The organism is Stenotrophomonas sp. FSL W7-1447 (assembly GCF_037966425.1).
GTDB lineage: Bacteria > Pseudomonadota > Gammaproteobacteria > Xanthomonadales > Xanthomonadaceae > Stenotrophomonas > Stenotrophomonas pavanii.
Genome location: NZ_CP150199.1, coordinates 3588933 through 3611313, shown reverse-complemented (window position 1 = coordinate 3611313; position 22381 = coordinate 3588933). Strand labels below are relative to the sequence as shown.

General features: G+C 66.2%; 25 protein-coding genes and 1 tRNA gene. 19 read left to right on the top strand and 7 right to left on the bottom strand.

All coding sequences use genetic code 11. The features are described 5' to 3' along the window. Positions 1 to 3: 3 nt before the first annotated feature. The 16 genes from NSQ78_RS16875 to queC all read left to right on the top strand — a co-directional run bounded on the left by NSQ78_RS16875 (position 4) and on the right by queC (position 13714). Positions 4 to 525, top strand: coding sequence for a GNAT family N-acetyltransferase (locus tag NSQ78_RS16875; RefSeq protein WP_053461158.1), 522 nt, complete (start codon positions 4 to 6; stop codon positions 523 to 525). Positions 526 to 600: 75 nt separating this feature from the next. Continuing rightward, on the top strand, positions 601 to 1233 hold the full coding sequence (locus tag NSQ78_RS16870; protein ID WP_049465551.1) for a cob(I)alamin adenosyltransferase: 633 nt from the start codon (positions 601 to 603) through the stop codon (positions 1231 to 1233). 108 nt (positions 1234 to 1341) lie between these two features. Then, positions 1342 to 2073: a YebC/PmpR family DNA-binding transcriptional regulator gene (locus NSQ78_RS16865; RefSeq protein WP_049465548.1), complete on the top strand. Its 732-nt coding sequence runs from the start codon at positions 1342 to 1344 to the stop codon at positions 2071 to 2073. Between the two features lie 105 nt (positions 2074 to 2178). Then, positions 2179 to 2700, top strand: a complete 522-nt coding sequence (gene ruvC, locus NSQ78_RS16860) for a crossover junction endodeoxyribonuclease RuvC (RefSeq protein ID WP_049465546.1) — start codon at positions 2179 to 2181, stop codon at positions 2698 to 2700. A 13-nt stretch (positions 2701 to 2713) separates the two neighbouring features. Next, a complete protein-coding gene (gene ruvA / locus NSQ78_RS16855; RefSeq protein ID WP_005418517.1) occupies positions 2714 to 3307 on the top strand; it encodes a Holliday junction branch migration protein RuvA in 594 nt (197 codons plus the stop codon). 49 nt (positions 3308 to 3356) lie between these two features. Beyond that, positions 3357 to 5276: a potassium transporter Kup gene (locus NSQ78_RS16850; protein WP_049465542.1), complete on the top strand. Its 1920-nt coding sequence runs from the start codon at positions 3357 to 3359 to the stop codon at positions 5274 to 5276. A 126-nt stretch (positions 5277 to 5402) separates the two neighbouring features. After that, entirely contained in the window at positions 5403 to 6443 is a 1041-nt protein-coding gene (gene ruvB / locus NSQ78_RS16845) for a Holliday junction branch migration DNA helicase RuvB (protein ID WP_014038223.1), read from the top strand. Then, a complete protein-coding gene (gene ybgC / locus NSQ78_RS16840; protein ID WP_049465537.1) occupies positions 6433 to 6864 on the top strand; it encodes a tol-pal system-associated acyl-CoA thioesterase in 432 nt (143 codons plus the stop codon). The genes ruvB and ybgC overlap by 11 nt, the downstream gene beginning before the upstream one ends. 10 nt (positions 6865 to 6874) lie before the next feature. Continuing rightward, positions 6875 to 7654, top strand: coding sequence for a protein TolQ (gene tolQ / locus NSQ78_RS16835; RefSeq protein WP_005410752.1), 780 nt, complete (start codon positions 6875 to 6877; stop codon positions 7652 to 7654). A gap of 24 nt (positions 7655 to 7678) precedes the next feature. Beyond that, complete coding sequence (tolR, locus tag NSQ78_RS16830; protein ID WP_005410751.1) at positions 7679 to 8107, top strand: protein TolR; 429 nt, start codon at positions 7679 to 7681, stop codon at positions 8105 to 8107. Next, positions 8097 to 9152 carry a cell envelope integrity protein TolA gene (gene tolA / locus NSQ78_RS16825; RefSeq protein ID WP_053461156.1) on the top strand — a complete coding sequence of 352 codons (1056 nt, stop codon included), beginning with the start codon at positions 8097 to 8099 and terminating at the stop codon, positions 9150 to 9152. The genes tolR and tolA overlap by 11 nt, the downstream gene beginning before the upstream one ends. A 283-nt stretch (positions 9153 to 9435) precedes the next feature. Then, positions 9436 to 10755: a Tol-Pal system beta propeller repeat protein TolB gene (gene tolB, locus NSQ78_RS16820; protein WP_049465532.1), complete on the top strand. Its 1320-nt coding sequence runs from the start codon at positions 9436 to 9438 to the stop codon at positions 10753 to 10755. Positions 10756 to 10819: 64 nt separating this feature from the next. Continuing rightward, positions 10820 to 11338 (top strand): peptidoglycan-associated lipoprotein Pal, encoded by a 519-nt coding sequence (pal, locus tag NSQ78_RS16815; RefSeq protein ID WP_049465529.1) that lies wholly within the window; start codon positions 10820 to 10822, stop codon positions 11336 to 11338. Positions 11339 to 11341: 3 nt separating this feature from the next. Continuing rightward, the gene (gene ybgF, locus NSQ78_RS16810; protein WP_053505068.1) at positions 11342 to 12160 is read left to right on the top strand and encodes a tol-pal system protein YbgF; all 819 of its coding nucleotides are present in this window, start codon (positions 11342 to 11344) and stop codon (positions 12158 to 12160) included. Between the two features lie 109 nt (positions 12161 to 12269). Then, positions 12270 to 12971, top strand: a complete 702-nt coding sequence (queE, locus tag NSQ78_RS16805) for a 7-carboxy-7-deazaguanine synthase QueE (RefSeq protein ID WP_049465524.1) — start codon at positions 12270 to 12272, stop codon at positions 12969 to 12971. A 77-nt stretch (positions 12972 to 13048) separates the two neighbouring features. Continuing rightward, positions 13049 to 13714 carry a 7-cyano-7-deazaguanine synthase QueC gene (gene queC / locus NSQ78_RS16800; RefSeq protein ID WP_049465521.1) on the top strand — a complete coding sequence of 222 codons (666 nt, stop codon included), beginning with the start codon at positions 13049 to 13051 and terminating at the stop codon, positions 13712 to 13714. A gap of 70 nt (positions 13715 to 13784) precedes the next feature. Here queC and NSQ78_RS16795 read toward each other — a convergent pair whose 3' ends face one another. Next, a complete protein-coding gene (locus NSQ78_RS16795; protein ID WP_064239060.1) occupies positions 13785 to 14738 on the bottom strand; it encodes a DUF2268 domain-containing putative Zn-dependent protease in 954 nt (317 codons plus the stop codon). Positions 14739 to 14905: 167 nt separating this feature from the next. Between NSQ78_RS16795 and NSQ78_RS16790 the strand changes: the two genes are divergently transcribed. Continuing rightward, positions 14906 to 14981 (top strand) — tRNA-Lys (locus tag NSQ78_RS16790). A 403-nt stretch (positions 14982 to 15384) separates the two neighbouring features. Here the strand turns inward: NSQ78_RS16790 and NSQ78_RS16785 are convergent. The 4 genes from NSQ78_RS16785 to NSQ78_RS16770 form a co-directional block, all read right to left on the bottom strand. Next, entirely contained in the window at positions 15385 to 16311 is a 927-nt protein-coding gene (locus NSQ78_RS16785; protein ID WP_064239058.1) for a 2OG-Fe(II) oxygenase, read from the bottom strand. A 233-nt stretch (positions 16312 to 16544) separates the two neighbouring features. Then, the gene (locus tag NSQ78_RS16780) at positions 16545 to 17105 is read right to left on the bottom strand and encodes a hypothetical protein (RefSeq protein WP_064239057.1); all 561 of its coding nucleotides are present in this window, start codon (positions 17103 to 17105) and stop codon (positions 16545 to 16547) included. 161 nt (positions 17106 to 17266) lie between these two features. Continuing rightward, a complete protein-coding gene (locus tag NSQ78_RS16775) occupies positions 17267 to 18412 on the bottom strand; it encodes an IS30 family transposase (protein WP_125899122.1) in 1146 nt (381 codons plus the stop codon). Between the two features lie 196 nt (positions 18413 to 18608). Then, positions 18609 to 18947 carry a hypothetical protein gene (locus tag NSQ78_RS16770; RefSeq protein WP_064239056.1) on the bottom strand — a complete coding sequence of 113 codons (339 nt, stop codon included), beginning with the start codon at positions 18945 to 18947 and terminating at the stop codon, positions 18609 to 18611. Positions 18948 to 19123: 176 nt separating this feature from the next. On the opposite strand from NSQ78_RS16770, the gene NSQ78_RS16765 reads away from it, so the two are divergent. Further along, the gene (locus tag NSQ78_RS16765) at positions 19124 to 19972 is read left to right on the top strand and encodes an alpha/beta hydrolase-fold protein (protein ID WP_064239055.1); all 849 of its coding nucleotides are present in this window, start codon (positions 19124 to 19126) and stop codon (positions 19970 to 19972) included. Between the two features lie 86 nt (positions 19973 to 20058). Continuing rightward, positions 20059 to 20997: an alpha/beta hydrolase-fold protein gene (locus tag NSQ78_RS16760; protein ID WP_064239054.1), complete on the top strand. Its 939-nt coding sequence runs from the start codon at positions 20059 to 20061 to the stop codon at positions 20995 to 20997. Positions 20998 to 21051: 54 nt separating this feature from the next. Here NSQ78_RS16760 and NSQ78_RS16755 read toward each other — a convergent pair whose 3' ends face one another. After that, entirely contained in the window at positions 21052 to 21474 is a 423-nt protein-coding gene (locus tag NSQ78_RS16755) for a response regulator (RefSeq protein ID WP_049469893.1), read from the bottom strand. A 94-nt stretch (positions 21475 to 21568) separates the two neighbouring features. Then, complete coding sequence (locus tag NSQ78_RS16750) at positions 21569 to 22336, bottom strand: CPBP family glutamic-type intramembrane protease (RefSeq protein ID WP_339206870.1); 768 nt, start codon at positions 22334 to 22336, stop codon at positions 21569 to 21571. Positions 22337 to 22381 lie beyond the last annotated feature (45 nt).

Genomic DNA, 22381 nt, shown 5'->3' with positions numbered 1-22381 from the left:
TGCATGTATTCGATCCGCCGCGCCACCGTGGACGACGCGCCGACCCTGTCGGCGCTGGCCGCCCGCACGTTCACCGAAACCTTCGGCCATCTGTACCCGCCGCAGGACCTGCAGGCCTTCCTCGAAGAGGCCTACTCGATCGAGCGCCAGCGCGTGATCCTGGCCCACCCCGATTACGCGGTGTGGCTGCTGGAACTGGACGGGGAGGCGGTCGGCCATGCCGCCGCCGGCCCCTGCGGCCTGCCGCACCCGGAGGTGAAACCCGGTGACGGCGAACTCAAGCGCCTGTACCTGATCAAGACCCAGCAGAGCTGCGGCTGGGGCAGCCGCCTGCTGGAAACCGCGCTGGCCTGGCTGGAGCACGAAGGCCCGCGCACGCTCTGGCTGGGGGTGTGGTCGGAGAACTTCGGCGCGCAGCGCTTCTATGCACGCTACGGTTTCGAGAAGGCCGGCGAGTACCTGTTCCCGGTTGGCGATACCAACGATCTTGAATTCATCCTGCGCCGCGCACCGCGCGCGTCCTGACGTTCACCGCGGCTTGCTGCGCGCGCGTGTTCAATCACCCCACGTTCCTGCCCCGCTGACCGCCAGGCTGTTTGCATGACTCCCCCCGTACTGCTGCTGCATGGCATCTGGAATGCCCGCGCCTGGGTCGGGCCGCTGGCCTGGCGCCTGCGCGCGCGCGGCTTCCAGGTGCATGCGTTTGGCTACTCCTCGGTGTTCGGCGGCCCCGACGTGGCCGTGCCGCAGCTGCTGGAGCGGCTGGCCGACGCCGGCCCGTTGTCGCTGGTCGGCCACAGCCTGGGCGGACTGCTGGCGCTGGAGGCGCTGAGGCGCAACCCGGAACTGCCGGTGCAGCGCGTGGTCTGCCTCGGTTCGCCGCTGCGCGGCAGTGGGACCGCGCGCTCGTTGTCCGAGCACGGCTGGGGCCTGGCGCTGGGGCGCAGCAGCGAATTGTTGCTTGATGGCCTGCCGGACTGGCAGGGCAATGCCGAAGTCGGGCTGATCGCCGGATCGGTGCCGCATGGGCTGGGCAGCCTGCTGGGCGCGATCGACGATGCGTCCGACGGCACCGTGGCACTGGCCGAGACGCGGCTGCCGGGCCTGGCCGACCATTGCGTGGTCCGCACCAGCCACAGCGGCCTGGTGGTGTCGCCTGATGCCGCGCGGCAGACCGCGCATTTCCTGCGCCACGGCCACTTCGACCACAGCCGCGACGCGGCGGCGGCCTAGCGGCAGGGGAGGCAGGGCCCTACAACAATAGCGGGCCTAGACACGGTTGCCGCCCCCGATCAGGTAGAATCCGCGCCTTGATCCTGAAGCAGCCAGACGGTAGCACCCATGGGTAGAGGCCCCTCCATCGAAGCCCGCAAGAACGCGTCCGACGCGAAGCGCGGCAAGATTTTCACCAAGATCATCCGCGAGATCGGCGTTGCCGCGCGCGGCGGTGGAGGCGACCCCAACAACAACCCGCGCCTGCGCGTGGCGGTGGACAAGGGCCTGGCCGTGAACATGTCCAAGGACGTGATCGAGCGCGCCATCAAGAAGGCCACCGGTGAACTGGAAGGCGTCGATTACGAGGAAATCCGCTACGAGGGCTATGCCCCGGGTGGCGTGGCCGTGATCGTCGACTGCCTGACCGACAACCGCGTGCGCACCGTGGCCGACGTCCGCCATGCGTTCAGCAAGTGCGGCGGCAACATGGGCACCGAAGGCTCGGTGGCCTTCATGTTCAAGCGCCTGGGCGTGCTCAGCTTCGCCCCCGGCGCCGACGAGGAAACGATCACCGAAGCGGCCATCGAGGCCGGCGCCGACGACATCGTGGTCTATCCCGACGACGGTTCGATCGACGTGGTCACCAGCCCTGACGCGTTCAACGCGGTCAAGGACGCGATGGCCGCTGCCGGGCATGTCGCCGACCACGCCGAGATCACCTTCCGCGCCGACAACGACATCAAGGTCGAGGGCGAGGTCGCCCTGCAGGTCAAGAAGCTGCTGGACATGCTCGAAGACCTGGACGACGTGCAGAACGTGTATTCCAACGCCGAACTCGGCGCCGACGCCTACGCCTGAGCCGTCCCCGACGGCCTGGGCGCGGGCCGTTGAACGGTCACCGCGGACAGTCATGAGCCCATACGCCTGCCAGCGCACTCCGTTCCGCCCCGCCAGGAGCGCGGCATGACCCGCATTCTCGGCATCGATCCCGGTTCGCAGCGGACCGGGGTCGGCATCATCGATGTCGATGCTGCCGGCCGCGTCAGTTACGTGCACCACCAGCCGCTGGTGCTGCTGGGCGCCGACGACTTCCCGCAGCGCATGAAACTGCTGGTGCTGGGCCTGGCCGACCTGTGCCGCGAGTACCAGCCGCACGAAGTGGCCATCGAAAAGGTGTTCATGGCGCGCAATCCCGATTCGGCGCTTAAGCTGGGCCAGGCCCGCGGCGCGGCGATCTCGGCGGTGGTGCTGCGCGACCTGCCGGTGCACGAATACGCTGCCAGCGAGATCAAGCTCGCCGTGGTGGGCCGTGGTGGCGCCGAAAAGCAACAGGTTCAACACATGGTCGGGCTCATGCTCAACCTGAAAACCAAGCTGCAGGCCGACGCGGCCGACGCGTTGGCGGTGGCGATCACCCATGCCCACGTAAGGGCAACGGCCAACCGCCTGGGGCTCAGTGCCCGCCAGGCGTGGGGCCGCAAATGAGGAGCTGCACGCAATGATCGGTCGACTGCGCGGCATCGTCGCCTACAAGGCGCCGCCGTGGCTGGTGGTGGACGTGAACGGAGTGGGCTACGAACTGGAGGCGCCGATGAGCACCTTCTACGACCTGCCCGAGCTCGGCCGCGAGGTCACCCTGTACACCCACTACGCGCAGAAGGAGGACAGCGTCTCGCTGTACGGCTTCCTGCGCGAGGGCGAGCGGCGCCTGTTCCGCGACGTGCAGAAGGTCAGCGGCATCGGCGCGAAGATCGCGCTGGCCGTGCTGTCCGGCGTCAGCGTCGAGGAATTCGCGCGGATGGTCCAGGCCGGCGACATCACCGCATTGACCCGCATCCCGGGTATCGGCAAGAAGACTGCCGAGCGCATGGTGCTGGAACTGCGTGACCGTGCCGCCCAGTTCGGTGCCGGCGGCGCGCTGCCCACCGGCAGCGGCCCGGCGCCGGCCGATCCGCTGTCCGATGCCACCGTGGCCCTGCAGCAGCTGGGCTACAAGCCGGCCGAAGCGGCCCGCATGGCCCGCGATGCCTTCAATGAAGGCGACGAAGTGGCCACCGTGATCCGCAAGGCGCTGCAGTCGGCGCTGCGCTGAACGGCCTTCCTTTCCCTCAACGAACCGCCTGAGCTTCGCCAGGAGTCCCATGTCCAGCAGTCAAACCCCGCACGCAGCCGCGCCCGGCGGCCACGGCCACGCTCCCTCCGCTGGAGGGCTGGCGCTGGTCATCGGTGCGATCGGCGTGGTCTTCGGCGATATCGGCACCAGCCCGCTGTACACCCTGAAGGAGGCGTTCTCGCCGCATTACGGGCTCAACAGCGACCACGACACCGTGCTGGGCGTGCTGTCGCTGGCGTTCTGGGCGCTGAACCTGGTGGTGACGCTGAAGTACGTCACCATCATCATGCGCGCCGACAATGACGGCGAAGGCGGCATCATGGCGCTGATGGCACTGACCCAGCGCACGCTGCGCAACGGCTCGCGCTCGGCGTACGTGGTGGGCATCCTGGGCATCTTCGGCGCCTCGCTGTTCTTCGGCGACGGCGTGATCACCCCGGCGATGTCCGTGCTCAGCGCGGTGGAAGGCCTGGAGGTGGCCGCGCCGGGCCTGCATGTCTTCATCGTGCCGGTCACCCTGGTGGTGCTGCTGGCGGTGTTCGCCGCGCAGCGCTTCGGCACCGAGAAGATCGGCAAGGCGTTCGGGCCGATCATGGCGATCTGGTTCCTGTCGCTGGCGGCGATCGGCATCTACAACATCGTCGACGCACCGGAGGTGCTGAAGGCGTTCAATCCGTGGTGGGGCATCCGCTTCTTCATGGAGCATGGCTGGCACGGCATCTTCATCCTTGGCGCGGTGGTGCTGGCGGTGACCGGCGGTGAGGCGTTGTACGCCGACATGGGCCACTTCGGCCTGCGTCCGATCCGCCATGCCTGGTACTTCTTCGTGCTGCCGTGCCTGGTGCTGAACTACCTGGGGCAGGGCGCGCTGGTGCTCAACCACCCCGAGGCGCTGAAGAATCCGTTCTTCGAGGCCGTGCCCTCGTGGGCGCTGTACCCGATGATCATCCTGGCCACCATGGCGGCGGTGATCGCGTCGCAGTCGGTCATCACCGGCGCATTCTCGGTCTCGCGCCAGGCCATGCAGCTGGGCTACATCCCGCGCATGCGCATCAAGCACACCTCGCACGACACCATCGGCCAGATCTACATCCCGGGCATCAACTGGGGCATCGCGGTGATGGTATTCGGCCTGGTGCTGGCCTTCCGCAGCTCGTCCAACCTGGCCGTGGCGTACGGCATTTCGGTGTCGGCCACGATGCTGATCGACACCCTGCTGCTGGCCGTGGTGGCGCGCACCTTGTGGCCGAAGTCGCGTGGCTGGCTGCTGCCGCTGTGCGTGGTGTTCTTCATCATCGACCTCGGCTTCGTCATCGCCAACGGCGCCAAGCTGCTGCAGGGCGCCTGGTTCCCGGTGGTGCTGGGCATCTTCCTGTTCACCATGATGCGCACCTGGCGCCGTGGCCGCGAGCTGCTGCGCGACGAGATCCGCAAGGACGGCATCCGCCTGGATACCTTCCTGCCGGGCCTGATGCTGGCCCCGCCGGTACGCGTGCCGGGCACCGCGGTGTTCCTCACCGCCGACCCGACCGTGGCGCCGCATGCGCTGATGCACAACCTCAAGCACAACAAGGTGCTGCACGAGCGCAACGTGTTCCTGCACGTGGAAACCCTGCCGATCCCCTATGCGATGGAAGGGCAGCGGCTGAAGATCGAATCGGTGGGCGACGAGTTCTACCGGGTCTACGTGCGCTTCGGTTTCATGGAGACCCCGGACGTGCCGCTGGCGCTGATGCGTTCGTGTGACCACGGCGGCATCTACTTCGACCCGATGGACACCACCTTCTTCGCCAGCCGCGAGACCATCGTGGCCACCGCCAACCGCGGCATGCCGATCTGGCGCGACAAGCTGTTCGCGCTGATGCATCGCAACGCCGCCCCGGCCACCGGCTTCTTCCGGATTCCGGGCAACCGCCTGGTGGAACTCGGGGCCCAGGTCGAGATCTGAGGTCTGGTAGTGCCGGCCGCCGGCCGGCATCCGCCGCACCACTGGTGTTCATGGGGTTGCCGGTCAGCGGCCGGCACTACCGTGCTTCCGGCCCCGGAATGCAACCATTTACCGCATAATCACGGTATGACCGACGACCGCATCATCGGCGCCGGCGCCACCCGCGAGGATGACGCCGCCGACGCCAGCATCCGCCCCAAGCGCCTGGCCGACTACCTCGGCCAGGCCCCGGTGCGCGAGCAGCTGGAGATCTACATCGAAGCGGCCAAGGCCCGCGGCGACGCGCTCGACCACGTGCTGATCTTCGGGCCGCCCGGCCTCGGCAAGACCACCCTCAGCCACGTCATCGCCAACGAGCTGGGCGTGGCCCTGCGGGTGACCTCCGGCCCGGTGATCGAGAAGGCCGGCGACCTCGCAGCGCTGCTGACCAACCTCCAGCCGCACGACGTGCTGTTCGTGGACGAGATCCACCGCCTGTCGCCGGTGGTCGAGGAAGTGCTGTACCCGGCGATGGAAGACTTCCAGATCGACATCATGATCGGCGAGGGCCCTGCCGCCCGCTCGATCAAGATCGACCTGCCGCCGTTCACCCTGATCGGTGCCACCACCCGCGCCGGCCTGCTGACCGCACCGCTGCGCGACCGCTTCGGCATCGTCCAGCGCCTGGAGTTCTACAGCGTCGAAGAACTGACCCGGATCGTGCGCCGCTCGGCCACCATCCTCGGCATCGACTGCACCGCCGATGGCGCCGGCGAGATCGCGCGCCGCGCGCGCGGCACCCCGCGTATCGCCAATCGCCTGCTGCGCCGCGTGCGTGACTACGCCCAGGTGAAGGCCGGCGGCCATATCGACGAGGCGGTGGCACAGGCCGCGATGAAGATGCTGAAGGTCGACCCGGAGGGCTTCGACGAGCTGGACCGGCGCCTGCTCAAGACGATGGTCGACTACTTCGACGGCGGCCCGGTCGGCATCGAATCGCTGGCCGCGGCGCTGTCCGAAGAGCGTGGCACGCTGGAAGACGTGGTCGAGCCGTACCTGATCCAGCAGGGCTTCCTGGTGCGTACCGCGCGCGGCCGCATGGCCACCCACAAGGCTTACCGGCACATGGGCCTGAAGCCGAAGAATCCGCCGCAGGACCTGTTCGCGGAGGTTCCCGATGTCGGTTGAGCCGCGATTCAGTTGGCCGACACGCATTTACTGGGAAGATACCGACGCGGGTGGCGTGGTCTACCACGCCCGCTACGTGGCCTTCATGGAACGGGCCCGGACCGAATGGATGCGCGCGCTCGGCTACGGCCAGGAGCGCATGCGCGCCGAGCACGGGATGGTCTTCGCGGTGCGCTCGATGCAGATGGATTTCATCAGGCCGGCACGGCTGGATGACACCCTGCAGGTGACTGCCCGCCTGGTCCAGCTGAAGAAGGCCAGCATGGTCTTCGACCAGCAGATCCTGCGCGACGGCGAGCTGCTGCTGTCGGCCCAGGTCCGCATCGCCGCACTGGAAGCGGCCAGTTTCCGCCCGCGTGGCATGGACGAGGCCGTCCTTGCCGTGCTGCAACCCCACCTCCACCCCGAATCCGAACACTGAGGAACAACGGATGATCGCAACGCTCCTGGCCCTGCAGGCCACGGTCACCGAGGCACTGCCGGCCGACGTCAGCAACGCCGCGACACAGACCCTTGCCCAGGCCACCACCGGCGGCGGCATCAACTACCTCGAACTGATGGCCAAGGCCAGCCTGCCGGTGAAGATCATCGTGCTGCTGCTGCTGGTCGGCTCGTTCGTCAGCTGGGTGATCATTTTCCGCAAGGCCCGCGTGTTCAAGCAGGCCACCCGCGAAGCCGACGAGTTCGAGAACCGCTTCTGGTCCGGTGCCGACCTGGGCAAGCTGTACAGCGCGGCCACCGACCGCAGCCGCAGCGTGACCGGCCTGGAAGCCATCTTCGAAGCCGGCTTCCGCGAGTACACCCGCCTGCGCGACAAGCGCCGCCTGGATGGCCGTGCGCAGCTGGAAGGCGCCCAGCGCGCCATGCGCACCACCTATACCCGTGAAGTGGACCAGCTCGAGCGCAACCTGGAGCTGCTGGCCAACATCGGCTCCACCGCGCCGTACGTGGGCCTGGTCGGTACCGTGTTCGGCATCATGGTGACCATGCACGACATGATCAGCAGCGGTGCGCAGGCCGGCATCGCCGCCGTCGCGCCGGGCATTTCCGAAGCCCTGTTCGCCACCGCCATCGGCCTGTTCGTGGCGATCCCGGCGGTGTGGGCGTACAACCGCTTCACCACCCGCGTCGAGCGCATGTCGGTGCGGTTCGAGACCTTCGCCGAAGAGTTCAGCTCCATCCTGCAGCGCCAGAGCGCTGGCGACGAGTAAGCGCCTGACCCGGGAGTCCAAGCCATGTCCGCTGCCATCGGTCGCCGCAAGCGCCGCAAGCTGAAATCGGAAATCAACGTCGTTCCCTACATCGACGTCATGCTGGTGTTGCTGATCATCTTCATGGTCACCGCGCCGCTGCTCACCCTGAGCTTCGACGTCGACCTGCCGCAGTCCAATGCCAAGGCGCTGGAGAGCAAGCAGGACCCGGTGATCGTCTCGGTGCGCCAGGACGGCCAGCTCAGCCTGAAGCTGCCCGACGCCAAGGAACCGACCGCCGTGTCGGCCGAGGAACTGGAAGGCCGCCTGGCCGGCATCGCCGCCCAGGACAAGGGCGTGCGCGTGATCGTCGCCGCCGACCGCGCCGTGGCCTATGAGAAGGTCATTGCCGCGATGGACGTGATCAAGCGCGCCAAGGTAGACAAGGTAGGCCTGGCCACCGATGCACGCTGACGCCCTGCCACCCCCGCATCAGCGCGAACCCGGCTGGGGCCTGCCCCTGGCGCTGGCGTTGCTGGTGCACCTGCTGGTCGCGCTGGTCTTCATCGTGGCCTGGCTGTGGTCGCCCCAGCGCAATACCGACGCCGCCGCAGGCGATCCCTCGGTCGAGGCCAGCCTGGCGCTGTCCGCGTCCGAGGCCTCCGCCGCGCGCCAGGCGCTGCGCCAGTCGGAGAAGCTGGAGGACCTGCCGCCGCCGGTCGCCGAACCGATCCCGGTGCCGGAAGACACCATTCCGCCGCCGCAGCCGATTCCCGAACCGCGCCCGCAGGACGCCCCCACGCCGCAGCAGCAACAGGCGCAGGAGCGCGTCGCGCAGCCGGATACCAAGGACCAGGAGGCGGTCAGCGCGCTGGCCATCTCGCAGGAGAAGGCCAAGCAGGAGCAGGAAGCCAAGCGCCGCCAGGAGCAGATCGACCTGACCGAGCGCAAGCGCCAGGAAGAAGCGGAGCAGAAGCTGCGCCTGGCCAAGCAGCAGGAAGCGGACGAGAAGAAGAAGCAGGCCGAGCAGGAACGCGTGGCCGCCGACAAGGCCGAGGCCGAGAAGCAGAAGAAGATCGCCGAGATCCGGGCCCGCCGCGAGCAGGCCGAGAAGGAAGCCAAGCTGGCCGAGCAGAAGCTGCGCCAGGTCGCCGCCGCGCGCAATGCCGCCGGCAGTGCGGCCGCCGGTGCCAGTGGCGCGTCCCAGCCGGCCGCCGGTGGTGGCGGCAGCAGCGACGATCTTTCAGCCAAGTACGCCGCAGCGATCCAGGCCAAGGTGCTGTCGCAGTGGGTGCGCCCGGATACGGTGCCGCTGGGCCAGCGTTGCCAGATCACCATTACCCAGATTCCGGGCGGCACGGTGATGCAGGCCAAGGTCAGCCCGAACTGCCCCTACGACGAGGCCGGCAAGCGTTCGATCGAGGCCGCCGTGCTCAACGCGCAGCCGTTGCCGTACCGCGGCTTCGAGTCGGTGTTCGCACGCACGCTCAACTTTACCTTTACCGCCCAGGATCGCTGAGGCGGGGAGGGCAGGGCGGCTCTCGGGCCGCCCGCGCCGACTGATATCGCGATTGCCGCTGGCGGACCGGGTCTCGACCCGACAGGCTGTGGGCGGTCGTCGGGCACCGTATCGCAGGGCGGTGTCCGGCGGCAGGCGGCGCGATGTTAGCCACGACGTTAACGGTGTGTGAGAGGACGGGCTGGAACTGACCCGGAATTCACGTACCCTTGGTTCATGATTGCGAAGCGGTTCACTGCCGCTTTGTTATCCCTCGTTCCGGTTTCCCCCTATTGAGCGCTCCATGAAAAAGATGCCTCGCTGGCTTGCCGTGTTTGCGGCCCTGTTGCTGCCCTTTGCTGCCGTCGCGCAGCAGAAGGGGCTGGATATCGACATCATCGGCGGCAATGCCTCCGCCCTGCCGATCACCATCGTGCCGATGCCCTACCAGGGTTCGTCGGCCGCTCCGCAGACCGACGTCGCCGGCGTGGTCCGCGCCGACCTGGAGCGCTCGGGCCAGTTCCGCACGCTGCCGGAAGCGCAGATCGTCGAAAAGCCGGTGCGCGGCGGCGACATCCAGTTCGCCACCTGGCGCGCGCTGAAGCAGAACTACATCGTGGTCGGCCGCGTGCTCGATGCCGGTGCCGGCGCCTACCGCGTCGAGTACGAACTGTTCGACGTGCCCAAGGGCGAGCGCCTGCTCGGCCTGGCAATGACCGCCCGTGGCAATGCCATGCGCGACGTTGCCCACCAGATGGCCGACGCCATCTACGAGAAGATCACCGGCATCCGCGGCGCCTTCTGGACCCGCATCGCCTATGTGACCGCCAGCGGCAAGGGCGACGCCATGCGCTATGCGCTGATGGTGGCCGACTCGGATGGCTACAACCCGCAGACCATCGTGCGTTCGGCCGAGCCGCTGCTGTCGCCGTCGTGGAGCCCGGATGGCAGCAAGCTGGCCTACGTCAGCTTCGAGCGTGGCAATTCGGCGATCTACATCCAGAACATCGGCACCGGTGCACGCGAGCTGGTGACCAGCTTCCGTGGCATCAACAGCGCCCCGGCATTCTCGCCGGACGGCCGCAAGCTGGCCCTGACCCTGTCGCGCTCGGGCAACCCGGAGATCTACGTGATGGACCTGGGCAGCAAGCAGCTGACCCAGCTGACCAACCACTTCGCCATCGATACCGAGCCGACCTGGGCCCCGGATGGCAGCGCCGTCTACTTCACCTCCGACCGCGGCGGCCGTCCGCAGGTCTACAAGGTCGGTGCCGGTGGCGGCAGCGCCGAGCGCGTGACCTTCCAGGGCAACTACAATGCCAAGCCCTCGGTGTCCTACGATGGCAAGAAGATCGCCGTCGCCCAGGGCTCGGGCAACAGCTACAAGATCGCGATGATGGACAGCTCGCTGGGCTCGCCCCGCTGGAGCACGCTGTCCCCGGGTTCGCTGGATGAATCTCCGAGCTTTGCGCCCAACGCAAGCATGGTGTTGTACGCCGCCCGCGAGGGTGGCCGTGGTGTGCTGTATGCCGTTTCCGCCGATGCGCGCGTGCGCCAGCGGTTGGTTCTGGCTGACGGAGATGTGCGCGAACCGGCATGGTCCCCATACCGTACCCAGCGCTAAAAGAGTGTTAATATTTTCGCTGTCTTGAACCCCTCATCGGCTTAGGAGCCACAAAGGTATCGCCATGAACAAGTCCACCCGCGTTCTGCTTGTTTCCCTGCTGTCTGTGGCCGTCCTGGCCGGTTGCTCGAAGAAGGTCAAGGAAGAAGTGCCGGCTTCGGTCGACACCGGCACCTCGACCACCACCCCGACCGGCCCGTCGACCTCCGGCCTGTACGGCCCGGGCGACCTGGACACCGATGCTTGCCTGCGCCAGCGCGTTGTCTACTTCGACCTGGACAAGGAAGACGTGAAGCCGGAATTCCAGGCCATCATGGCGTGCCACGCCAAGTACCTGCGTGACCGTCCGTCCTCGCGCATCACCCTGCAGGGCCACACCGACGAGCGCGGTTCGCGTGCGTACAACCAGGCCCTGGGTGAGCGTCGTGGCAACGGCGTCAGCTCGGCCCTGCAGGCCAACGGTGGCTCGGCTTCGCAGCTGACCGTCGTGTCCTACGGTGAAGAGCGTCCGGTCTGCACCGAGTCGAACGAGTCCTGCTGGTCGCAGAACCGTCGCGTCGAAATCGTCTACACCGCGCAGTAATCCATGCGCATCGGCATCAAACTGATGCTGGTCGTTGCGGCAGCCCTCGTGGCTGCCGCACCGGCGCACGCACAGCGACAGAGCCTGGCCGACCGTGTCGGCGCGCTCGAGCAGCAGATGTACAACAACAGTGCCAACCAGGACCTGTTGAACCAGATCAATCAGCTGCGGCAGCAGGTCACCAGCCTGCAGGCCTCGATCGAGCAGTTGCAGCACGACAATGCCCAGCTCAAGCAGTCCGCCCAGGATCAGTACCTGGATCTGGACAGCCGCCTGAACCGGTTGGAAGGGGGCAATGCCGCCCCGGCCCTGCCGCCCGTTCCGGCGAGCGCGCCGAAGGCCGCCCCGGCCCCGGCAACACCCGCAGCGGCGGCCACTTCCGAGCGGCCGCCTTCCGTCCACGGTGATGCGGGCAGCCTTGCCGCCACCGGCGACGAGCGCACCTCCTACAACGTCGCCTTCGATTCACTGAAGGCCGGCAAGTACGATGATTCGGCGCAGCTGTTCCTGAGTTTCCTGCAGCTGTACCCGAACGGCGTCTACGCGCCGAACGCGCTGTACTGGCTGGGCGAGAGCTACTACGCCACCCGCAACTTCCCGATGGCCGAGACCCAGTTCCGTGAACTGCTCTCGCGCTATCCGACCCACGACAAGGCCGCTGGCGGCCTGCTCAAGGTTGGCCTCTCGCAATACGGCGAGGGCAAGGTCGACCAGGCCCAGCAGACGCTGGAAGCCGTCGTGGCGCAGTACCCCGGCTCGGACGCCGCGCGCACCGCGCAGGACCGCCTGCAGTCGATCCGGCTGGGCAAGCAGATCCGCTGACCTGCCTGACGGGCGTACACTGCGCACCCCGTAGAGCCGAGCCCATGCTCGGCTGCTTTCGTTTCCGGCGCCGATACACCGGTCGCCCGCCCCTGAAGAATTGCCTGCCATGACCGCCGTTACCCCGTCCAACGCCGTCGCCACGCCCAGCGACATCGTGCAATCGCCCCTGCCGCGCCTGAAGATCACCGAGATCTTCACCTCGCTGCAGGGCGAAGCCGATACCGCCGGCTGGCCGACCGTGTTCGTGCGCCTGACCGGCTGCCCGCTGCGCTGCCAGTACTGCGACACCGCCTATGCCTTCCACGGCGGCACCTGGTGGGATATCGACGATATCGTGGCCGAGGTGCTGGCCCAGGGCGTGCGCCACGTCTGCGTGACCGGCGGCGAGCCGCTGGCGCAGAAGCGCTGCCTGGTGCTGCTGCAGAAGCTCTGCGATGCCGGCATGGACGTCTCGCTGGAAACCTCCGGCGCATTGGACGTCAGCGCGGTGGACCCGCGCGTGTCGCGGGTAGTGGACATCAAGACCCCGGGTTCGGCCGAAGTGGCGCGCAACCGCTGGGAAAACCTGCCGCTGCTGACCGCGCGCGACCAGATCAAGTTCGTCATCTGCAGCCGCGAAGACTACGACTGGGCCAAGGCCCTGCTGGCCGAGCACGATCTGGTAAAGCGCTGCACCGTGTTCTTCTCGCCCAGCAAGAGCGAGATCACCGCACGGCAGTTGGCCGACTGGATCGTCGAAGACCGGCTGCCGGTGCGCTTCCAGATGCAGTTGCATAAAATCCTGTGGAACGACGAGCCCGGCCGATGAGCCGGTGTAGCGTTCCCTGATGTAGCTCCGGCGCGGGACAGCGTGCTGGCTTTCCCCTCCCAACCGGAAGATTTCCCATGAAGAAGGCAGTCGTGCTTCTCTCCGGCGGCATGGATTCAGCCGCCGTCATCGCCCTGGCCCAGGAACAGGGCTTCGCCGTCCACGCCCTGAGCGTGCGCTACGGCCAGCGCCACACCTCCGAACTGGACGCCGCCGCCCGCGTGGCCAAGGCCCAGGGCGTGGTCGCGCACAAGACCGTGGACGTGGACCTGCGCAGCATTGGCGGCTCGGCGCTGACCGACGACATCGACGTGCCCGAGGCCGGCGGTGCCGGCATCCCGGTCACCTACGTGCCGGCGCGCAACACCATCATGCTGTCGCTGGCCCTGGGCTGGGCCGAAGTGCTCGGCGCCAACGACATCTTCTGCGGCGTCAACGCAGTGGACTACTCCGGCTACCCGGACTGCCGCCCCGAGTTCGTGGCTGCGTTCGAGGCACTGGCCAACCTGGCCACCAAGTCCGGCGTGGAGGGGGCGGGCATCAAGGTGCATGCCCCGCTGCAGTTCCTCAGCAAGGGCCAGATCGTCAGCGAAGGCGTGCGCCTGGGCGTGGACTTCGGCCTGACCGTGTCCTGCTACAACGCCGACGCCAACGGCGCCGCCTGCGGCCACTGCGACGCCTGCCGCCTGCGCGCGCAGGGCTTCGCCGAAGCCGGCGTGCCCGACCCCACGCTGTACGCCTGACCGCGTCTGGCAGAGCCGGCCGCTGGCCGGCTTCACTGTAGGTGCGGACCGTGGGTTCGCACTCCTTGTCCTACCGGGCCTGCAACCATCCCGATGCCTCGATGAAGTCGGCCACCGCCTTCGGATCGGCATAGTCCAGCTCGATCATCCGCGCGATACCGGCCTTCTCATCGGCCTGCCGGCGCATGTACTCCTGCGCGATGCGGTAGCCGGCGTAGTAGCCCAGATCGCTTACCCCGAACGGATTGCGCGCACTGTTGTACAGCCAGTTGTCGAGGTTGTCCCCGTGCATCTCGGCAAGGAAGCGCGCGCGGATTTCTGCCTCGTGCGCGGGCCCATAGGTGTACAGCGGCAGTGCCGGACGACGCCCGCTGATGCGCTCCGCCACGTATTCGGCCACGCCCTCACGCACTGTGTACTGGGCCAGGCTGCCGGTGGTCTCGCGCTGCTGGGTATGCACGTACTCGTGCAGGTTGTTCTGCGCGTTGTTCGCACCCGGACGGCTGTCGTAGAAGATCCGCAGCCGGCTGCGCATCGGCGCGGGCAGCTCGCTTACGTCCACGCGCTCATCGCCCAGCGCCATCTCCGCACCGATCAATACCTTGTCGCCCAGCGTGGTGCCGCCTGTGCGCAGCACGCCCACTGCATACGTGATGGTGGCCGGGCGCAGTGCCGGATAAAGCGCCCGGAAGGCGGCCAGATCGCGCTCCAGCGTGGCGCTGGCCTGCTGTGCATTCGCAGTCAACGGCCGTACCGAGGTCCAGAAGCGTGGCCATGACTGCATGGCCTCGGCGTATTCGCGGGCCGTGTAGTGGCGCACCTGCATCAGCGCATGCAGGCCGGGACTACCCGGATCGATGTAGCGCTGCTGGACCAGCGCCACCCGGCGTTCGGCATCGGGTTCGGCGCGCACCGCGTCATAGGTGGCCCAGAAGCGGGCGATGTCGTCAGTGACGACCTGGGATGGGGCGGCCAGGGCTGCGCAGGGCAGCAGGGCGGCAAGCAGGCTGACGATCAGACGCATCCATGGCTCCAGACAGGACCACAGATGGGATGCGCCAGTGGCGCCAAAGGTTTAATCCCGCTGGTAGTGCCGGCCGCTGGCCGGCAACCCCGACACACCGGAGTTTCGCGCGACCCGGCAAAGTAGGGTAGAATGCCCACCCCGCCGAAAGGCCGGGGCGATGCATCGGGCCGTTAGCTCAGTCGGTAGAGCAGAAGACTTTTAATCTTTTGGTCGAAGGTTCGAATCCTTCACGGCCCACCATTGCATTCAATGACTTAGGCGCCCACTGGGCGCCTTTTTCATGCCATCGGGAAAATTGGCGGGAAAATTACGTGGTTCCACGCTCAAGTGCATTGCGCTTCCGGGGTGGCTGAACCACGGGTACTTCATGGTCGTAGCGCTGTTGCATCGAGGCCGATGTGTGTCCGCCGGCAGCCTTGTTGTCGCCGTCGGTGATGCCGCGATGCTTGAGGCCGTGGAGCGCGAATCGATTCTCCTTGGCGATGACGCCACGCGGATGGCCTCGGTGATGAAGCGCTGCCATGAGCTGGACAGCGCGCTGCGGGTGAGCGGCTCTGCCATTCACTTGGATGGCAGGGGAGTAGGCTGCCTCCCGGCCCGGCCGGGTGCGGGCGATGCGAAGGAGCCTTCGGTACTTCCGGTGCTACCGCGCGTGACGCAGACGAAGGAAGGCGCGCTTTGCCCAGTAGAGAAGCGTGCCCCCCAGGCCAGAGTCCTGGGCGTTGCGTAGGGCGGCATTCTCGGAATAGAGCTGCCGGATATGCGCATCGCGTTGCGCGATCACGTCCTTGGCCCATGCGACGTCGTACGCACTCAGCACGTAGCCCGTGGTGAAGTAGTCTGGTAGCTGGCGCTTGACATAGTGAACCGTGTGCCGCTCCACTGTTTCTGCGTCAGGTCGAACCTCGGTGTAGAAGAAGAGCGCAATCGATCGCCGGGTGCGCTGAGCCTGTGCTGCCGGTAGACGAACCTGGCTGAAGCCATGCCAGGAGTGTTCGGATGTGGCGAAGATCGCGCACCGATTGAACGTTGGGGGCACTTGCCTCTCGGCGTTTGACGTGGTCCAGGGATCACGGAACAGCTCAAACAAGCCACCCCATTCCGCTTCCCAGGACGGATTCAGATAGAGGACGACGTTGAGACGGCGGTGCCAGGGTTCGACGGGGTGGAAATTGGCATCGATGTGCGGGTCGAGGCTGGTCCCATCTCTGCTTTCATGGGTTCCGCCGCCGAGGTACCACGGGTCGTAGATCAGCCCGTCAATTCCGGTCAACCTCGATAGCAGCGACAGAAACTCGGGGCTCCTGACGCAATCGTCGAGTTGACGATAGGCGGTGCCCAGAGAGCGCACGGCCTCGACGGTGGACTTCCCGCCGGGTGTTCCGTCGTCTCCCATGGAGTTGCCGCAATCAAAGGGCGGGAATTGCTCGGAGAGGAGTTCCGCGAAGTCCAGGTCGAGGAAGTCATCGATGACCAGGTGGGGAAACGGCACTCCACATCGAAACTCTGACTGCAGCTTCTCCGCGTTGGCAACAACGCTGGGATTCAATATGGAGGTACCTGTCTGCATCGACCTGGCCTCTACGCCACCTTTGGGAAGCGAAGTCTAGGTGGTGCAGGTCAGCGATTCCTGCAGTGTAGTGGGGTGTTTCAAACTATTCCTAACGCTTCAATGACTTGGTGGGGATTCGCAGTCCCTGTCCTCGTTCTGATGCATGCTGGAAGCGACGGTCGCAGGCGCGGACAAAGACCACGAGGGCGCTAGCGGAGTGGTTACCAGATCTTCTTCCTTGCCACTGATCCTCATATGCTGAAAGCATGCCGGGTGTAGGCTCCCGTCCCTCCCCAGCGACTCTGGAGGTCCGATGCGACCTTCCAGAGCTCCGAGTAAGGCACGTGATGCACTTGGATGATTGCTGACTCCGGGAAGTAGGGGGTGTCGTAGAGATCCACACTGATCTCTTGCTCCCATGGAACTCGAATGTCGTTCTGCGCGTAGGCTATTCCAAGTTCCCGAAGCGCTTCGAGGGTCGTCTCGACAACAACTCCATGATCTGAACCTGACTCGTCCAGCTCATTCAGCGCGAAGAACGCAGCGACGGACTTATCTTTGGTGAAGCTCAGCCAACTGTGCCTGTAGCCGGAAGAGTCCATCGCAGTGAAGGTCAGAGCGTTCTGAACGCACCTGCCGACGTAGATGTCAGTGTCTCCTGCAGAGACCCGAGTGTCTCCTGCATGAAACTGTGCCTCGCGTTCCTCGCCCTTTCGCGCAACACCTTGCCCAGTCTTCCACTGATGCGAGGTCATGCCGCGATAGATCTTCATCGAGGTAGTGTCATCTTGATCAGCAGAAAAATAGATCATGAAGATTAGCTCCAGGTTGGGGGGGCGAGTGTCGGCCAGATTAGCGAGATCCGGGGCGGGAGAATTCAGTCGGACCATAAAGAACGGCAGGCGTTTCACGGAAAGCGGCCGGGAAAGAACGCGTATGTAGGCCACTGATCCTAAAGGATGGTCTGGTGAGTTCAACCCGTCGACGCAACGGCTTGGCTCAGCTTAGCGGCTGGCGTCTGGAAGCCCAAGGTCTTACGAGGTCTTTCGTTGAGACGTCTGGCGATCTTGTTCAAGAATGCCTGCGAATGGCGGGATAGATCCGTGCCGTCGGGGAAGTACTGCCGCAGAAGGCCATTGGTGTTTTCGTTCGAACCGCGCTGCCAAGGGCTTTGCGGATCGCAGAAGTAGACCTGCGTGTCGGTCGCCACGGTGAAGTTCTTGTGGCTGGCCATCTCACCGCCTCGATCCCACGTCAGCGATTTTCGCAGCGCGGTTGGCAGTGTTTTCACTTGCCGGCTCAGCGCCGAGACGACGCTGCTGGTGTCCTTACCCTTCACTTTCACCAGCATCACGAAGCGCGAGTGCCGTTCCACAAGCGTCGCGATGTGGGAATTGTTGCTGCCCGTGATCAGATCACCCTCCCAATGCCCTGGCACGGCGCGATCTTCGACTTCCGCCGGACGCTCCCGAATCGATACCGCGTCGATGATCCCGCCGCGAGGCATCGCGGTGGCCAGCTTTGAGTGGCGCATACGGCGACGCGTGCGCAGGTGCGCCAGGAGTTCCTTCTTGAGCAGGCCGCGCGCCTGGATGAACAAGCTCCGGTAGATCGTTTCGTGCGACACCTGCAGTGCCTGGTTGAGCGGGAACCTCAGCTTAAGCCAGCCGGCGATCTGTTCCGGCGACCACTGCTGGCCCAGCTTGCAAGCCACCAACCAGCGCAGACGAGGGTTATCGGCCAACCGGCAAGACTGTGGCCTCCGGGCTGCCTCCCAAGCGGCCTCATCGGCATGTGCGGCCCGATATCGGTCACGGCCACCATGCCGTGCCACTTCCCGGCTAATCGTCGAGGTAGGCCGCCCTAGGCTGAGCGCAATCTGGCGAAACGACTGGCCAGAAGCTAGGCATCGAGATATCTCTTCGCGATCCATTAAGCTCAGCGACCGGGCGGATCGGCGACGTTCCCTCGGCGCGATCCCGCCTTGCGCGGCCAGAACCCCGAAAATCGAACCCGGATTCTTGTCAAAGAAGCGGGCAATGTCGCTGAGCGACTGGCCGCCCTTCCATCGTCGCCATAGATCTCGCTTCTGGGCTCGAGACATGCCGGGCCGCCCCATCCTTGCCATATCGTTCGCTCCTATCAGTGCAACTGTTGATCATGTTGCATTGACGGGTTGAACTCACCCTAGCCATCTTTTAATCTTTTGGTCGAAGGTTCGAATCCTTCACGGCCCACCATTGCATCCGGTATTCCAGATCATTCCGAAAGGCACCGCTTGGCGGTGCTTTTTTTGTGGGACTGATTCAGGGCATCTACTTCGTCCGCGCACCCTTCGCCTTCGCGGCCGCCGCGTCGGCAGCTTCCTGAGCAGCCGTCGCTGCCGCATTCGCAGAACGCGCCGCCTCCGCTTGAGCCGCCTCGAAATCGGCCCGGCGCTGCGCGCTGATCCGGCGTTCCAGTTCTGAATATGCGATGTAGCTCTCCGGATGCTTCGCGACGCAGGCCTGCTGCAGCAGCGGTATCGCGTGGTCGGACAATCCCGGTTGGAGGTGGGAGAGCAGGCAGTCCGCGTACGCTGCGGATGCTGGTGGAGTGGTGCTGGCCTGCGCTGAGGTGGCGGCAAGGCTTGTGGCGATCAGTACAGTCAACATGGGGACCTCCTTGTGGACATGAGCGTGGCGGTGACCAGTCCGTGAGCCACGACGGTGCGCGTTGCATGACCATCACCGACTCCATGGTGCTCCAGTTTCGGCAGATCGGCAAAGCGCCGCGAGCGACAGCGCCTCCGGCGGTCTATGCTCAGCACTTTCCTGGAATGGACCGCCCCATGCGCCTGATCGTGCTGTCACTGTTGTTGTCGGTTGTCTCCACAGCACCTCTGAAGGCGGCAGAACCCGCGCCATCCGCACAGGCTGCCGCAACCCCGCTGGTGATCGGCGAAACCTTCACCATCGAATCGAAGGCGCTGGGCGAGACCCGCCGCATCAATGTCTACCGCCCGCAGCCGTGGGGCCTGGACCCGAAGGCGCCGTTGCCGGTGCTGTACATGCCCGACGGTGGCATCGGCGAGGACTTCCTGCATGTGGCCGGGCTGGTGCAGGTGCTGAGCGGCAACGGCAGCATGCGCCCGTTCCTGCTGGTCGGCATCGAGAACACCGAGCGCCGCCGCGACATGACCGGCCCCAGCAAGGACCCGCAGGACCAGAAGATCGCGCCACGCATTGGTGGATCGGCGGCTTACCGCAGCTTCCTGCGCGATGAACTGATGCCGCAGGTACGGCAGCGTTACCCGACCACCGAAGAGCGCGCGCTGATCGGCGAGTCGCTGGCCGGACTGTTCGTGGTCGAGACGCTGCTGCAGGAGCCGGCGCTGTTCAACAGCTACATCGCGCTGGACCCCAGCCTGTGGTGGAACCGTGGTGCAATGCTGGCCGGGGCGGCCAAGCAGCTGCCGGCGGTGACGCGTGCGCAGCCGCGCGTATTCCTGGCCAGCAGTGGGCAGCCGGAGCTGGCCGCATCCACTGCACGACTGGCCGAGTTGCTGCAGCAGGCTTCGCCGTCGCCGCTGGTGAAGTACCTGCCGTTGCCGGAAGAAACCCACGCTACGATCTATCATCCGGCTGCATTGCAGGCGCTGCGCACGCTGTTCCCGGCGCCGCCGTCGGCCTCGCCCTGATCCGAAGGATTGGCGTGCAGCGGCATGCCATGCAAGGATGCGGCAGCGGCGCCATCCGGTGCGCCGCCCGCAATGGGAGCGTATGGATGCAGCGTGTGCGTGGATGGAGTGTGGCGGCCTGCCTGGCCGTGAGCGGCTGTGCGATGTCGATGGCGCCGCCAGCAACCCAGCCTGGAGCGAAGGAGGTCGCAGCCACGGTCGCCACGGGCGTGGTGCTGCCGGAGACCGAAGCGCTGCGCGTGCATGACCCGGTGGGGCGCGATTACCCGATCTGGGTCGCACTGCCGGCCGACTACGCCGCACATCCGGAGAAGCACTATCCGGTGCTGTACGTGACCGATGCACTGTACAGTTTTCCGCTGGTGCGCAGCGTGCGCAACCTGGTGGGGCAGCAGGGCGTCAACATCGAGAACTTCATCCTGGTCGGGCTGCCGCCGCAGGAGGGGCTGACCTCCAAGCAGAGCCGCTCACGCGACTACACGCCCAGCAGCCCGGCGCGTACGGTCGATGGCTACTACAGCGACGACGTCACCTACGGCGGGGCCGCGCACTACCGCGATTTCCTGGCGGCGCAGGTGCTGCCGATGGTCGATGCGCGCTACCGCACCGATCCCACCCGCCGCATGTTCGCCGGCCACTCCTATGGCGCGCTGTTCGGCGCCTATGTGCTGACCACCCAGCCGGACTTGTTCAGCACCTACATCCTGTCCAGTCCGTCGCTGTGGTTCGACCAGCTGCTGCTGCCACGCATGCAGGACGCCGCCGTCATCCCGGCGCAGCCCACGCGCGTGCTGTTGTCGGTGGGCAGCTATGAAACGGACAAGCCCGGGCCGCGCTATTCAACCGGCAACGACATGCTGCGCCAGACCGCCGACTTCACCGCCCAGCTTCAGCGCAGTGGCCGCAAGCTGAAGGTGGACAACGTGGTGATCGACGGTGAGGACCACCTGACCGTCTACCCGCGGGCGATCACCCGTGCGCTGCTGGAAGTGATGCCGGGCGAGGGGCCGTATACCGGCGGTTGATGGCCGGGCATCCACGCATGGCATGGATACGGGGGTGTGGTGTGGATGAATGCCTCAGGCGGCCTGTGCATCCGGTCCGGTCAATACGCCCACATCGGCGTGCCGGAAGCAGAGCCGGATCGCATCGAGCAGTTCGCTCATGTTGTAGGGCTTGGGCAGGAAATGAATGCCGTCGCGCAACTGGGGCAGCACCGCGTGCTGGTCCATGCCCGACGTCACCAGGATCGGCAGCTGGGGGTGGAGGTTGCGGACCCGGTTGGCGGCCTCGATGCCGCTGATCGGGCCCAGGTTGACATCGGTGAACAGCAGGTCGAAACGTTCGCCGGCTGCCAGCAGGCCCAGTGCCGCTTCGGCAGAGCTCACGCCCACCACATGGCACGCCTGGCTTTCCAGCGCCAAGCGGCTCAGTTCACGGGTTTCTTCTGCGTCCTCGATCAACAGGACGCGGGGCTCAACGTGGCGCTTGGACAGCAACATGACGCGGCAACTCCGGACAACAGGGGGAGCGAAAGGCGCGCAAGTATGCGCAAGCCGGGGGTGATACCGGCGTGCACGGCAAGCTAAGTGGGCGTTACAGGTGCGTCTGGCGCCGGCGGCGCACCTGCCAGGCCAGGACCGCGACCGCCAGCAGGGCGGTGCCGATGCGCAGGCTGGTGGCCTGCCAGCCCAGCGCGACGGCGTCGTCGAGGCTGAACACATTCCAGGCAAGGTTCATCGAAACGTGCAGGATCAGGCCGCACCACAGGGTGTCGCCGTCGAAGTGGTCGAGCCAGGCGAAGATGAAGCCACCGAGGGCGATCACCGCACCGACGAACAGTGCGGTGCCGCCACCATCAAGCCCGCCGAATCCGAGCCAGTGCACCATGCCGAACAACAGCGCCTGCGGCAGCGCGAGCCATGGCCAGGGGGCGCGCACGATCTTCACCAGCAGCACGAAGCCGAGGCCGCGGAACAGCACTTCCTCGGCCAGTGGGAACAGTACCGCCAGCATCGTGGCGTCCAACGCGGTCAGCGCGGTGTTCGGCGTGCCGACCAGCGCCAGGCCCAGCCAGCAGGTCAGGCTGGCCAGCAGCACCCACAACGGTCCGCCCCAGCCGTTTCCGCGCAGCCCGAGGCTGGCCAGCAGGCCCATGCCGCGGGGGCGCAGCAGCAGGGCCAACAGCACTGCCATCAGCACCGCCAGTGCGTTGTCGAGCAGGCTGCCGCCATAGGGGATCGGCAGCGCCGGGATCGGTGTGCCGATGGCCGCGGCGATATCGCGCAGGTTCAGGCCCAGGCCGACGCCGAGCAGGACCAGCAGCACGCGTACGGCGGCGGGCTGGCGGGACAGCACAGTCATGCACGCACCTCCGGCGGAACGAGACCGCAGTGTGCTGCGCGGCAG